The following is a 14,359-nucleotide window of genomic DNA, read 5'->3' on the forward strand; positions in this document are numbered from 1 at the left end:
ATGCCGGACCACGACGCCGAACACGGTGCCCGTTACCTGACGTTCCGGTCTGCGGGACGTCTCTACGCCGTCATTGCGGACAAAGTGTCCGAGGTGGTCAGAATGTCGCCGCTGGCGCGCGTCCCCCAGGCGCCGAAAAGTCTGCTGGGGCTGACCAATCTGCGCGGAACAGTGGTCCCTGTCGCTGGCGTACGCAGCCTGCTTGGACGGAGCGAGATCGCGGTGTCCGATCGGTCGCGTTTGGTCGTGCTCGGCGGGGCAACGCCCGTCGCCCTGGCGGTCGATGAGGTCGCATCGCTGGAAACCGTCGATGCGCGCCACGTCAAACTCGCCGAGGCTGACATGTCTGCGGAAGCGGACGAGCAGTTAGACGGAATCTTCCAAACCAGGACTGGCATCACCAAGATCCTGAACATCGACGCATTGCTGGCCAGGGCCTTTCCCCGAACAACAGCACGTCGTGCCACGGGAACGGCCACCAGGGCGGCAGTCGCGGTCCCCGTGTCTTATGCGGCAGGACGACGCCTGGTCACGTTTCTTGTCGCTGGTCAGGAATATGCGCTGTCGCTGGACGCCATCCGTGAAATCGTGCTTGCTCCGGACGATCTGACGCAAGTGCCCGGCAGCGATGAAGCCGTGCGTGGCGTGATGGCCTATCGCGACAGACTGCTGCCATTACTGTCATTGCGCGTTTTGCTCGGTGTCGGCGCCGCGGCGGAGACCGGCAGGACGGTGATCGTGACTGCGGTGCGGGGCGTGATTGTCGGCCTCGTCGCCGACAGCGCACGTGACATCCTCACGGTCGATCCGCAACGCGTCGAGCCGGCTCCGAAGGTGTTGAGCGCGCGGGCAGGTGGAGAAGCAAGGATCCAGGAGATCTACCGTTCTAGCGAGCGGCGCCTGATCTCCATTCTGGTTACAGAAGCGCTGTTCCGGGAAGACGTCATGCAGAAATTGTCGCAAGCCACGGCAGGAGCCACCGCGATCGGCAAGGCCGTCACCAACACACAGACGGCCGAGCTGCGCTTTCTGGTCTTCAGACTGGACGGCAATGAGTTCGCACTGCCGATCGATGCCGTCGGCGAGGTGGCGCGTGTGCCTGATCAGATCACCAAATTGCCCAAAACACCAAAATTTCTCGAAGGCGTCATCAATCTGCGGGGCGCCGTGCTGCCGGTCATCGATCAGCGCCGGCGTTTCGAGATGGCGCCATCGGACGGCGGCGCGAGCCGGCGCCTGGTGGTCGTGACGTCGCAAGATCATCGCGCCGGGCTGATCGTGGACGGTGTGACCGAGGTCCTTCGCTGCAGCGCCGAGGCCATTCAGCCGGCACCGGATCTCACCGGCGGTGCGCTCTCGCTGGTCGGTTCGGTCATCAATCTCGGCGGGGCGGGACGGATGGTCCTGCTGCTTGATCCCGCTGAATTGCTCAGCCGAGCGGAGCGCGGCCTGTTGGATTCGTTTAACGGGACCCCGTCGGCCAAGGGCGGGCGGCCGTCAGCTCAGTGATCAAGATCCTTGTCGTTGACGATTCCGCGCTGGTCCGGAAGCTTCTGGGCCAGATCTTCTCGACGCAGGACGACTTTCAGGTTGCTTTCGCGCGCAATGCCAAGGAGGCGCTTGACTCCATCGCCGCTGCGGTGCCCGACGTCGTGACCCTCGATGTCCATATGCCGGACATGGATGGGCTGCAGTGTCTCGACCGGATCATGATCGAACATCCCTGTCCCGTCATCATGGTTTCATCGATGACCGCCGACGGCGCGGATGCGACGCTGGAAGCGCTGCGCCTTGGCGCGGTCGATTTCGTGGCAAAGCCAACGGGCGCAGTTTCGCTCAAGATGGATGCGCTTGCGCCGGAGCTGGTCAGCAAGGCGCGACAGGCTGCTGGTGCGAAGTTGCGGACGTCGTTGCGGCTGCGCGAGCGCATCCGTCATAAATCTGCCGGTTTGCGCTCGGCGCTACCGCGCAAGGCAGCCGGCCCCAAACTCCAGCCCGCGGCCGGTGAAGGTCTGGTCCTGGTCGGCACCTCCACCGGCGGTCCGCCTGCGCTGGAGGCGCTGCTGGTGCCGCTCCCGTCATCCTTCCCGTGGCCGATCGTGGTGGCGCAGCATATGCCTGCGACATTCACGGGATCGCTCGCCCGCCGCCTGGACAGGATCTGTAGCCTCACGGTCAACGAGGTCGTCGCCGCGACAGCCTTGAAACCGGGACACGTCTATATCGGGCGCGGCGACGCCGACATCATCGTCTCCAGGCGCAAGGGGGGACTGGTGGCGCTGCCGGCACCCGCTGAGGCTGGCTATCCGTGGCACCCCAGCACGGACCGTTTGGTCCGGAGCGCGCTGAACCATGTCGATGCCGGCCAGTTGGTGGGCGTACTCATGACCGGCATGGGAGACGATGGAGCGCAGGCAATGACCGTCCTGAACAGCAACGGTGGACGGACCATCGCCGAAGCCGAAGAGACCGCCGTGGTTTGGGGAATGCCCGGCGAACTGGTGAAAGCGGGCGGCGCCGACTTCGTGCTGCCATTGCCCGACATCGCTGCGCAACTGAGAAAGCTGGTGCCTTGAATGCCCTTGATCAAAGGCAAATCCAACCAGCCCAACGATGAAACGACCGGCCGTGAAGCCGGGCAGGCGGACATCGCTGCCGCGATGTCGGGTGGAACGGTGGATGAGCGCTGGGCAGCAGTACGCGCCGCTGCGAATGTACCGGCGGGTCTGGATATTCTCAGGCACGCGCTCACGACCGAGACCGTGTCGCGGGTGAGAGAAGCAATATTCACCGCGTTGGCCAGGATCGGGACGCCGGCGAGCGCTGCGGTTGTGGCGGCCTATGTCGGATCGGATGATCCGGAAATGCGCACGGGTGCCCTCGACGCGCTACGTGCGATGCCCGAGGCAACGGCGCGTCACCTGCCAGATCTGCTGCGCGACAGCGACCCCGACGTGCGCCTGCTGGCATGTGAACTGGTGCGCAACCAACCGACTGAGGCCGCCAACGCGCTGTTGTCGTCCCTGCTTGCCGACGAAATGCAGGCCAATGTCTGCGCTGCGGCGGTCGAGGTTCTTGCCGAAATCGGCGATCACGCAATCCTGCCTGTCTTGCAGGGCTGCGCGGCACGCTTTCCGGACGATCCGTTCCTGGCATTCGCGATCGGACTGGCCAGCGATCGCATCGGTTCACAAGCGTCGTGCCGTGGCTGAACCGGCAACCATCACCGAGGACGAGTTTCGAAAACTCGCCGAATTCCTCTACCGGCGTACGGGAATGGTCTTCAATGAGGCGAAGCGATATTACGTCGAGCGGCGCATCCTGGACAGGATGGCTGCGACGTCGAGCGATACGTTTGCCGGCTATTTCATAATTCTTCGCGGCGAGATGCGGCGCGAGGTCGAGCATCTGATCAACGCCTTCACGGTCAACGAAACCTATTTCTACCGCGAAGACCACCAGCTCGAATGTCTTGCGCGCGATCTTTTGCCGGACCGGGTCCGGTCCAAGCGGCCGGGTGAAGCGATTCGGATCTGGTCGGCGCCCTGTTCGACAGGCGAGGAGCCCTATTCGATCGCGATGTGGCTTCTGGAAAACTGGCCGCTGGTGGATACCTACGACATCGAGATTGTCGGGTCCGACATCGACACGCGAGTCCTGGAGGCTGCGGCCAACGGCACCTATGGAAAGCGCGCGCTGATGCGCTTGCCAGCCGATGTCATCGCCAAATATTTCCATCAGGTCGACGAGCACAACTGGCAGATCCTCGATGACCTGCGGCAATCGGTGCAGTTTTCGCGCGTCAACATTATGGAAACCCGCGAGACCCGACCGCAGGGTCGGTTCGACGTCATCTTCTGCCGTAACGTGCTGATCTATTTCGACGACGAATCCCGCCGGATCGCCGCGGAAAACCTATTCGAGAACCTGCTGCCTGGCGGCTATATCTGTCTCGGGCACACGGAGTCGATGAGTCGAATTTCTCCGCTTTTCGAAGTGTGCCGGTTTTCCGATGCCATCGTCTATCGGCGACCGAAGGAGGGACGCGCATGACCGCAAAGCGTGTACTGGTCGTCGATGACGCCTCGCTGATGCGCGCCTATTACAGGCAGGCGCTGGAGCGCGCAGGCTATGTCGTCGATGAGGCGTTGAACGGTCTCGAGGCTCTGGAAAAAATCCTGGTGCAGCCGTTCGATCTGGCGATCGTGGACGTCAACATGCCGCAGATGGACGGCATCACCTTCATCAAAACGCTACGCGGAAAAGACCTTCCCACATCAGCCGTCGCCGTACTCGTTACCAGCACCGAGGCGAAGGACCGGGACATCCTTGGTGCCCGGATGGCCGGCGCAAACTACTATTTGACGAAGCCCATCAGTCAGGAAACGCTGATCGAGCATGTCGTACTTCTCTGTGGTGCTGCGTGATGGATGAGTTTGTCGAGCAATTTCTGGTCGAGGCGCGCGAGCTTGTCGAGCAGGCGACGGTGGCGCTGGATGCCCTCGACCGGGGCGGCGAGAAGCCGCGCGAGATCGACAGCCTTTTTCGCGCAGTGCATACCCTGAAAGGCGCCGCCGGCATCGTCGAATTCGACGCTATGGGCCGGGCCATGCATGCCGTTGAAGACGTGCTGTCGCGGCTGCGGACCTCACCGGAATCGATGCCGCCGACATTGGTTGTTGACAGCTATGCCAGCATCGACCAGGTGACGCGCTGGCTCGACGAGATGCAGGCGAGCGGCGAGCCACCCAAAAATGCGGATGCGGCCGCCGACGCCATCATCCGCCGTTTCGACAGAAGCTCACATGGGTCAGGTACCGAGCCTTCGCAGGTCGCGGATCCATGGCTGGACCGGCTGCGCAAGGCCCATCCCGTGCGATTCGTCGAAAGCGTTTGTGCGTTTCTGTATTGCCCGGCGCAGGACGCGTTTTTCGCGGGCGAAGACCCGCTGGCGGTCGCTGCAGCTGCGCCCGGCGCGAAAACTATGGATCTGTGGCTGGCGAATGACGTCGCGTTCGATGAGTTCGATCCGTTCAGTTGCGCGCTGCAGATAGTCGTGCTGTCGGACGCTCAGGCCAGCGAGACGCGTAATTTCTTTCGTGATCAGATCGACCGGGTCGAGATCATCGATCTGAAAGGACCCGCGAGCAGCCCGCTTTCGCCAACCGCTCGCGCGGTGCTGGACGCCCAACTTAAGATGCTCGCATTCGATGCACAGCACGGTGACGAAGGGCGTGTCGAAGCCGCCGCTAGGGTAGCCGTCAACGTCTTGCGCATCGCTGGCCTCCAGGAGAATGCTTCCGCAGTGGAGACAGCGCTTGCAGCACCGTCGGTAGATCGGCGGCGAGAAGGCGTGATGGGCCGGATCCGGGACGCGGTGGTGCAGCGCGACGACGTGATCATCCAGCACGAACCGGCACCACAAGCGGCCGTGGCTGCAACCCGGTCATTGCGCGTCGACATGGATCGTATCGACGCACTCGTCAATCTGACCGGCGAATTGACCGTTGTGAAGAACGCGATCGGCCACATCACGGGATCGCCCCCGGATCAGGTGGATGCAAATGCCATTCGCGTGGATCTCCGGAAACAGCACGATTTGCTTGAGCGGCTGGTGCAGCAGTTGCAAAGTGCCGTCTTGCAGGTGCGCGTCCTTCCGCTTCGACATGTGTTCCAGCGCTTTCCGCGTCTGGTGCGCGAAATCTCCGCGACGCTCGGCAAGCCCGTTGCCTTCGTGATGGAGGGCGAGGCGGTCGAGGCCGACGCCACAGTGGTCGAAAGCCTGTTCGAGCCGTTGCTGCATCTCGTACGCAACGCGATCGGCCACGGTGTCGAGCACGCCGTCGATCGCTCCGTGGTGGGCAAGCCTGCGACCGCCCGGATCACGCTGCGGGCACATCGCCAGCTTCAAAACGTCGTCGTCGAGATCGAGGATGACGGTAAGGGGATCGACATCGAACGCGTCCGGCAGACCGCCGCGGCCCGGCAACTGGCGTCCACCGACGAACTCGCCCGGATGACCGAGGCGGATGTCGTCGCGCTGATCTTTGCACCCGGGTTCTCGACGGCGGCCGAGGTCACCGGACTGTCGGGGCGCGGGGTCGGTATGGACGCCGTCAAGAACGCGGTCGAACGCATGGGCGGGACGGTGACGGTCGAAACCCGTGCTGGCCGCGGCACGATCTTTCGCCTCGTCCTTCCGTTTTCTGTGATGATGACGAGGGTAATGACGGCAGAAGTCTCCGGACAGGTGTTCGGCGTGCCGCTCGAAGCGGTGGTGGAGACCGCGTCGGTCGCAAGAGGTGCCATCAGCACGATCGGCGCCGGACGCGCGATTGTGTTGCGAAACCGCACTCTTCCGGTCCTTACTCTTGCTGCGGAACTCGGGCTTCCTGCCAGTTTCGAAACTGCCTCCGAGGCCAGGTTGATCGTCATCGCGAACAGCGACCAGCTCGTTGCCGTCGAGGTCGACAGGCTCGGCGAACGGATGGACGTTATGTTGAAGCCTCTGGAAGGATTGCTGCAGGGCATGAAGGGAGTTGCGGGGACCACTTTGCTAGGCGATGGCCGAGTATTGCTCGTTCTGGACGTGCAGGGGCTGTTCGCATGACCGTTGCCTTGGAAAACGGGATCGTTGTCCTCAGTGGCGATTGTCCCGCCGGAGACGCGGAGGAGCTTCTCCAGCACCTCCTCGCCGAGCCGGCTGCCGCCATCGACTGGCAACGATGCGACACCGCGCATTCCGCGGTCATTCAAGTCCTTCTTGCCGCCCGGCGTCAGATTTCTGGGCCTCCGGGAGGCGAATTCCTCCGATCTTGGGTCGAACCAGCGATAACGCGGGCGCGGAGCAGCATTTGAGCTTCCGGAATGGCCACGAAGGTGCGAAACAGCCAGTCTCATCTGCCTTGGCGGCCCCTGATGGACGAAAAATGACCCGCAAGCTCTTGATCGTAGACGACAGCAAATTGGCCCGAATGTCGGTAGCGAAGGCCCTTAAGGCTCTCTATCCCGACTGGGTGCGCGTTGAGGCCGCCAATGCCGACGAAGCGCTCGCCTTGTCGCGCGATGACGCTTTCGACATCGCTTTGCTCGACTTCAACATGCCCGGCCGCGATGGTCTGGATCTGGCGGGTGACCTCCGGAAGGCGCACCCGACCATGCCGGTGGCAATTATTTCCGCCAACCACCAGACTGAAATCGTGGCGCGCGCGACGGCGATCGGCGCCACGTTTCTGCCGAAGCCGCTCACCGAACAGGCTCTGTCCGACTTTCTGAAAGCTTCGCTCAATCAAATCGAAGCATCGAACCGATGACGGACGACCAGGCGAATATTCTGACAGAACTGCAGCTTGATGCGTTGACCGAGCTCGTCAATCTTGGCGTCAGCCGGGCTGCGACAAATTTGCGGGAAATGGTGGGCGCTCAGGTACACCTGTCGGTGCCCAATGTTACCTTGGTGAACCGGGCCCGCGCGATTGCCATTCTTGCCGAGCGCGAGAGCGACAATCTGGTCGCGGTGCACCAGGTCTTTGAAGGCGACATCGGCGGCCGGGCGCTCCTGATCTTTCCGGAGACGAAAAGTCTAGAACTGGTACGGGCCATCACCGGTGGCGACCTGCCGCTGGAGGACATCATCGAGTTGGAACAGGAAGCCCTCGCCGAAACCGGCAATGTCCTGCTTAACAGTTGTCTCGCGACCATTGCCAATATGCTAAATCGCAGCCTGAAAATGTCGTTGCCGGAAGTCTTGCGCGGCAATGCGGCGACGTTCTTCAGTCTCGAACCGCCTCCCGAGGCCGGCGACGTGGTGATGTTTCTCTACATCACTTTCGCCGTTCGCGAACGCGACATCAGCGGCTACATTGCGATGATCATGGACCTGCCTTCCCTCACGGCACTTACGCATCTGCTTGACGAATTCATCGAGCGGGAAGCAGGCTGACGATTTCGATGACCCAGGTCGATCATGAGGTAATGAGGTCGGCTCTCGATGCGCTCGATGCGGGCGTGGCGATCCTTGACGCTTCACAGCGCGTGGTCGAGTGGAACGAGTGGCTCGTCACCGCGAGCGGCCTTCCGCGCGCGCAGATTTTGGGAAAGACGCTGCCCGAGATATTCGGACACGACCTCTCGAACAGGCTCATGACGGCGATCTCGGACACGCTGGCTCTCAATTCCTCCAGCTTTCTGACCTATTCACTCAACCCAAAACTATTTCCGTTCCGGACGCGCGCCGGAATTCCGATGCTGCAGAATATCACCATTCGTGCACTCGGATCGGCCGCAAACACGCAGTGCCTGATCCAGGTTCTTGATGTGACGGCTGCGGCGCATCGCGAGAAAGTGCTGCGGGAGCGTCAGAACGCCCGCTACGATGCCGTGGTGGAAAGTGCTCCGGATGCGATCCTCACGCTGGACGTAGACGGCGTCGTGCGGTTCGCCAACTCCTCTGCCGAGCGTGAAATCGGCTATACGCAAAAGGAACTGATCGGCCAGCGTCTTGAGATGCTGTTTGATGATCGCTCGGCGTGGGAAGAGCTGCTTCGCAATGTGCTGCAAGGCGAGCGCTGGGTGCGATCGCGCGATCTGCTGGCGCGGCACAAGGATGGCTCCGAAATCCATCTGGAAATTTCTGTTGCGAGATGGGTGAGTGCCGGGCGCCCGCTCGTGACCGCAATCTTGCGCGATGTGACCGAGAGAAATCTGGCGCAACAGGAACTGCGAACGCTAAACCTGACGCTCGAGAAGCGGGTAGCGGAGCGCACCGAGGAGCGCGATCAAGTCTGGCAGGTCAGTCAGGACATGCTGGGCGTGGCCGACACGCAAGGGATCTGGATTAGCATCAATCCCGCTTGGGCTCGCACGCTGGGATGGCGGCCCGACGATATCCGCGGCAAGACGCTGGCCTGGCTTCAGGACGCGGCCGAAAGCGCTAACAAACTCTCGGAATTCGTCACGCTGGCCGCCATCGGGCAGACCTTCCATTTCGAAAACAGCCTGCGAACTCGGGATGGCGACTATCGCGTCCTGTCATGGACAGCTGTGCCGGCCGATGGTTTGATTTACTGCGTGGCGCGCGACATTACGGACCAAAGGCGGCAGCAGGACGCCTTGCTCAAGGCCGAAGAGGCGCTGCGTCAGTCGCAGAAGATGGAGGCCGTGGGCCAGTTGACCGGCGGGCTGGCGCACGACTTCAACAATCTTTTGACCGGCATTTCGGGCAGCCTAGAGCTTCTGCAGCTGAGAATCTCCCAAGGGCGCCACAAGGACGTCGAACGCTATATCTCGACGGCGCAGGGCGCTGCCAACCGCGCGGCAGCCTTGACGCACCGACTACTGGCTTTTTCACGCAGGCAAACACTTGATCCGAAGGCAACCGACGTGAACCGGTTGATCTCTGACATGACCGGTTTGATCGATAACACGGTCGGTCCAAGCATCGAGACGACTATCACTGACGCTCCAACTTTATGGACGACACTGGTCGACCCAAATCAGCTCGAGAATGCGCTTCTGAATCTCTGTATCAACGCACGTGATGCAATGCCCGAAGGCGGCACCCTGCATATCGCCACAGGAAATCGTTCATTCGTTGAAGCAGATGCGCAATTGCTGGAAATGCATGGCGGCGACTACGTCTGTCTTTCAGTTACAGATTCCGGAACAGGAATGCCCGACGACGTCATCGCGCGTGCCTTCGATCCATTCTACACGACAAAGCCTTTAGGGCAGGGCACAGGCCTCGGCCTGTCGATGATCTATGGCTTCGCTAAGCAGTCCGGTGGACAGGTCCGTATCTCTTCGCACGTGGGTGCCGGCACGAACGTGGAGATATTCCTTCCCCGCCACGACCAGCGTGAGGTCGAAGCGGAAGTGGCAGTGGATCTCGCTCGCTCCCCTCGAGCCCAAGCGGGCCAAACGGTACTCATCGTTGACGACGAACCGTCCGTGCGGATGCTCATTACCGAAGTGCTCGCCGAATTGGGCTATACGTCGATAGAAGCGTCCGAAGGATCGAGCGCGCTCCGCGTCCTTGAGTCAGACGTACGCATCGATCTTCTAGTGACGGACGTCGGTCTTCCCGGCGGCATGAATGGGCGGCAGGTCGCCGACTATGGTCGGATCGCGCGTCCCGGCCTCAAGATTTTGTTCATCACCGGCTATGCTGAAACATCGGTGCTGGGCGGAGCCCAGCTGGATGACGGAATGGGCATTCTTACCAAGCCATTCGCTATGGACGGACTTGCGTCGCGGATCAAAGAGCTGATTTCATCGAATTAGTCAGGGACTCGCGGGATTCTGCCTGATCATCGAGGCGGATCATGGCAAACTGTCATGGTCTCCTTTTGGCGCAAAGCTGACATCCGCAAAAGAGCCTGAAATCTACTAACATGCGCGTTTGCTCGCAACCGTATCGCCGCGCATCCTAGCGGCAGGCTGCGGCTTTGCGATCGCCAATCCAGTCCACGACTAGGTTTCCTCACTGCGCATCAATGAGCGCGGACTCTTCGTGCACTGTCACGGTTCGACCTCCGCCAGAACGCCGCTCGCGCATTCGGGATCGGCAGCTTGGCGTGCGTTACCGTGGATGACCAGATCTGGGAATAGGGGCGAGTAGCTTTCGCATCAAACCTGAAAATTTTCAGCGATGGAAAATCCGGCGGATTTAAACCGGCAAGAATTCCGGTAAGCTCTGCCGAGTTTCTCGTGACTAAGAAAAGCGCGTTACAATGTAATCCATATACGAAAGTGCTTCGCGTCCCTGATTGATTGTCGCATGCTTTAAGTGCCCTGCGCGCTCGTCCAGTGCTGGCAGGAGGACCGGCGCCCATTCGGGCCATCTTCGCATGGCCCACTCTCCAGCGGCGCTCTTGCCGATGATTTCGCCAGTTTCAAGCGTTGCCGCCATGCGGGACACGCCGAGAACTCCCCACGATAGTGCGGCCGCATTCAATTCCTCGTCTGGCTTTCGGGTATCGACCTTCGCCTTCGCCTCTGCCATCCAGCTCCGCCAGTAACCTCGAAGGTTTGATCGGATCCAATTACCCGTTGATGTCCGGTCGGCGACAATTCCAAGCGTAGAAGGCTGGAGCTCCAAAGATCGTCAGGCCGTGTTCAACAAGGCACTGGCGGAGTACGGGGTTTAGGTCGCCAGATGGCTTGTCGCTGCTGAAGACGCCGTTGACGACAAACGGAATGGGCAATCCGTCGGCCGCAGGCGTATTCAATTGATGCCGCGTGGCGTATACACCATCAAAAAACGGAGGAGCCTGAGACATCAATCCAAGATGGAGCCCGGCAAGAGATTCAATTTCATCGCGAGATGGCTCATTTTCGAGGAGCCAAACAGCGTCGATGCCGCTCTTGCCGTTCAGGAACTCACCTAAGGCGATTGATCCGACGATGTACATGCCCGAAAGAGCAGGATGCCGCTTACTACTAGCCAAATAATTGATATTGGGAGACAGCCTGCTTTCAAACGGTCATTGTTGAAACGCTGTGCCCTATCCGGAACTAACTACATAGCAGTGTAGTGCCGGACTACCGGGTTTCAAAGAAGGCTTCTTTGCAGAAACCTGGATATCTCTGATACGTACATCAGCAATGTTCTCGATGCGCGCCGACCTGCCTAAATCGTTCTAATGGATTCGAGTGTGCGCCTTTTGATTTCGTGCGCTGCTTCTTCTGGGGTGGAAATGACGACGCCTGGCTTTTTAAATCATCCCGGAAGCGTTGTGGCCGCCGAAATCAAGGCTTTCGACTGGCAGTCAACGTCCCTCGGAGCATTCGAGGAGTGGCCAAAGTCGCTTCAGAGTCTCATCGCAGTTATGCTCGGATGCCCGACGCCTATGTTCCTCGCATGGGGGCCTGACCTGCTCTCGTTCTATAATGACGCGTATAGGCCAATCCTCGGGTACCGTGCCCAAACAGCGACCGGAAAACCATTTCCGGAACTTTGGCGAAGTCTCTGGGCCGACATTTCACCACTCGTGGACGAAGCCTTGGCTGGCCGAAACACTCGCGTCGTGAACATGCGGCTCGATCTTAGCCGCGAAGGCGTTCCGGAAGAGAGTTATTGGACGTTCTCCTACTCGCCAGCTTTTGACGACGACGGCAAGCCAGCCGGGATGCTGTGCATCACCGAGGAGACAACGAGTACGATTCTGGCGATCCGCGACAGGGAAAGCGCGGACGAACGCCTTCAGCTTGCATTGTCTGCGGGCAACAGCATTGGGGCATGGGACTGGGACGTCCCAAACAATATCGTGCGCGCTGACGCCCGTTTTGCCGTCTTGTACGGCGTCGATCCCGCCAAAGCTGCGGCCGGAGCGTCCATCGACGAGTTTTTCGGCGGAATTTACCCGGATGATCTGCCTCGTGTTCAAGCTGAGATCGAATCAGCCTTGGCAAGCGATGACCTGTTCCGGTCGGACTACCGACTATTGCGTCCCGACGGATCAATAAGGTGGGTGTCGGCGCAGGGCCGATGTATGCGTGACGGCGAGGGAAGAGCCGTTCGTTTTCCCGGTGTCAGCTTCGACATCACTGATCGCGTTATGGCAGACGCCGCATTGAAGGCTGCAAAGGAAGAGCGGGACTTCGTTATCGATTTGACGGCGAGACAACGCGCCGCCACTGACCCGTTTGCTATCATTCGATTGTCAATGGAAGCGCTTGGCAAGCGCGTCGGCGCGGACAGGGCTGGCTTTTACAGGCTGCTCGACGCCAACAGAATGCAGCATACAGGCGGTTGGTCTGATGGAGTGCTGAAAACCCTGATCGGAGAACAGCCAACCGGCGCTTACGGTGCTTTTGCCGAAAACGAGCGGCGTGTTGGCCGCACACTCGTATTCAGCGACAGCCGTTACGATTACGACGGTCGGATACGCTCATACAACGAAGACGGCGTATTAGGCGGGATATGCGTACCCCTTTCCGATGAGGGGCGTTGGTCGGGCGGCATCTATCTTCATCAGGCAAGCGTAAGGGCTTGGACGCCTTCCGAGATTTCACTCGTCAAGGAAATCGCAGGTCTGACGGCGCAAGCCGTCGAACGAGCGGAAGCAAATGTCCGTCTTACGCAGCGCCTCGATCAGCAGGAATCGGCACTCTCGAATGCCAATATTCTTGTTGCCGTACAATCGAAAGAGCGGCTCGAGGCCGAGACGACGATCCGGCAACTCCAGAAAATGGAAGCGGTTGGTCAGCTGACAGGCGGGATCGCGCACGACTTCAACAATATGCTTGCGATCGTGATCGGAGGGTTGAACTTCGCCCAGCGGAAGCTTGCTCGTGGCGACGTTGAAATCGGGCGGCACCTCGACAACGCCATGGAAGGCGCAACGCGCGCAGCAGCGCTGACGCAGCGATTGCTCGCCTTTTCGCGTCAACAACCATTGGCGCCGGAAGCCATCGATACCAGTCGTCTGCTTAGCGATCTTACCGAGCTTCTGGCACGAACCCTAGGCGAGCAAGTTGCTTTGGAGACCGCGCTTGGGGTTGGCGTTTGGAAGATCAATGCCGATCCTAATCAACTCGAGAACGTGATTATCAATCTGGCAGTCAATGCGCGCGACGCGATGCCCGATGGCGGCAAGCTTACCATCGAAACCTCAAACGCATCTATTGACGAAGACTACGCGCGTGACGCGGATATCAAGGCCGGACAATACGTCTTAATCGCCGTAAGTGACACGGGCACCGGAATGACGGCGGACGTCTTGGCGAAGGCTTTCGATCCCTTCTTCACGACCAAAGGGGTCGGGAAGGGGACGGGCCTTGGTCTCAGCCAAGTTTTCGGTTTTGTCCGTCAGTCTAATGGTTACGTGAAGGTCTACTCGGAGGTGGGCCACGGCACGACGATCAAAGTCTACTTGCCGCGGTTCTGGGGGGAAGCGGCCAAGCCGGTCATCAAACGTGCGACCACGGCGGTGCATGTTGGAAAACCGACTGAAATTATTCTGGTCGTCGAAGACGAGAACCGGATGCGCAACTTCACGGTCGAGGCATTAAGGGAGTTCGGCTACTCGGTTCTTCACGCCGCCAATGGCGCTGAGGGGTTGGCAATCCTGGAGAGCGAACAGGACGTGACTCTGCTGTTTACCGATATTGTTATGCCTGACATGACCGGCCGCAAACTCGCGGACCGGGCTTTGCAACTACGCCCTTCTCTGAAGGTCCTATACACGACCGGCTACACGCGAAACGCTATCGTTCACAACGGTGTTTTGGACCCCGGAACCAACTTTATCGCAAAACCATTTCGCCTTGATCAGTTGTCGGAAAAGGTCCGAGAAGTTCTCGATAGCCAGCTCCAAGAATGAGGGCGCCACTAACTCATAGGACCGAACTGCTGAAA

Annotated in this window: 12 protein-coding genes; 10 read left to right on the plus strand and 2 right to left on the minus strand. The window is 60.1% G+C overall.

The genetic code is table 11. The annotated features are described in order from the left end of the window. The 9 genes from AC1RQ5_RS27655 (at position 1) to AC1RQ5_RS27695 (ending at position 10,281) form a co-directional block, all read left to right on the plus strand. The gene (locus tag AC1RQ5_RS27655) at positions 1–1,509 is read left to right on the plus strand and encodes a chemotaxis protein CheW (RefSeq protein WP_493203754.1); all 1,509 of its coding nucleotides are present in this window, start codon (positions 1–3) and stop codon (positions 1,507–1,509) included. Next, positions 1,506–2,576 carry a chemotaxis-specific protein-glutamate methyltransferase CheB gene (cheB, locus tag AC1RQ5_RS27660; protein WP_493203756.1) on the plus strand — a complete coding sequence of 357 codons (1,071 nt, stop codon included), beginning with the start codon at positions 1,506–1,508 and terminating at the stop codon, positions 2,574–2,576. The genes AC1RQ5_RS27655 and cheB overlap by 4 nt, the downstream gene beginning before the upstream one ends. Then, a complete protein-coding gene (locus AC1RQ5_RS27665; protein WP_493203758.1) occupies positions 2,577–3,212 on the plus strand; it encodes a HEAT repeat domain-containing protein in 636 nt (211 codons plus the stop codon). Beyond that, entirely contained in the window at positions 3,205–4,053 is an 849-nt protein-coding gene (locus AC1RQ5_RS27670; RefSeq protein WP_493204514.1) for a CheR family methyltransferase, read from the plus strand. The genes AC1RQ5_RS27665 and AC1RQ5_RS27670 overlap by 8 nt, the downstream gene beginning before the upstream one ends. Beyond that, entirely contained in the window at positions 4,050–4,427 is a 378-nt protein-coding gene (locus AC1RQ5_RS27675; RefSeq protein ID WP_211910760.1) for a response regulator, read from the plus strand. Before AC1RQ5_RS27670 ends, AC1RQ5_RS27675 begins: the two co-directional genes overlap by 4 nt. Beyond that, positions 4,427–6,610: a chemotaxis protein CheA gene (locus AC1RQ5_RS27680; RefSeq protein ID WP_493203760.1), complete on the plus strand. Its 2,184-nt coding sequence runs from the start codon at positions 4,427–4,429 to the stop codon at positions 6,608–6,610. Before AC1RQ5_RS27675 ends, AC1RQ5_RS27680 begins: the two co-directional genes overlap by 1 nt. A gap of 205 nt (positions 6,611–6,815) precedes the next feature. Continuing rightward, entirely contained in the window at positions 6,816–7,313 is a 498-nt protein-coding gene (locus tag AC1RQ5_RS27685) for a response regulator transcription factor (RefSeq protein WP_493203762.1), read from the plus strand. Continuing rightward, the gene (locus AC1RQ5_RS27690; protein WP_493203764.1) at positions 7,310–7,942 is read left to right on the plus strand and encodes a chemotaxis protein CheC; all 633 of its coding nucleotides are present in this window, start codon (positions 7,310–7,312) and stop codon (positions 7,940–7,942) included. Before AC1RQ5_RS27685 ends, AC1RQ5_RS27690 begins: the two co-directional genes overlap by 4 nt. Before the next feature lie 8 nt (positions 7,943–7,950). Next, on the plus strand, positions 7,951–10,281 hold the full coding sequence (locus AC1RQ5_RS27695; RefSeq protein ID WP_493203766.1) for a PAS domain S-box protein: 2,331 nt from the start codon (positions 7,951–7,953) through the stop codon (positions 10,279–10,281). Positions 10,282–10,711: 430 nt separating this feature from the next. Here the strand turns inward: AC1RQ5_RS27695 and AC1RQ5_RS27700 are convergent, their stop codons facing one another. Together AC1RQ5_RS27700 and AC1RQ5_RS27705 are read right to left on the minus strand one after the other, a co-directional pair. Further along, positions 10,712–11,002: an aminoglycoside adenylyltransferase domain-containing protein gene (locus AC1RQ5_RS27700; protein ID WP_493203768.1), complete on the minus strand. Its 291-nt coding sequence runs from the start codon at positions 11,000–11,002 to the stop codon at positions 10,712–10,714. A gap of 40 nt (positions 11,003–11,042) precedes the next feature. Further along, the gene (locus AC1RQ5_RS27705) at positions 11,043–11,411 is read right to left on the minus strand and encodes a hypothetical protein (protein ID WP_493203770.1); all 369 of its coding nucleotides are present in this window, start codon (positions 11,409–11,411) and stop codon (positions 11,043–11,045) included. 285 nt (positions 11,412–11,696) lie between these two features. Here AC1RQ5_RS27705 and AC1RQ5_RS27710 point away from each other — a divergent pair, with 285 nt between their 5' ends. Then, positions 11,697–14,324 carry an ATP-binding protein gene (locus tag AC1RQ5_RS27710; RefSeq protein ID WP_493203772.1) on the plus strand — a complete coding sequence of 876 codons (2,628 nt, stop codon included), beginning with the start codon at positions 11,697–11,699 and terminating at the stop codon, positions 14,322–14,324. Positions 14,325–14,359 lie beyond the last annotated feature (35 nt).

Source organism: Tardiphaga sp. GW821-FHT12E02 (genome assembly GCF_058807155.1).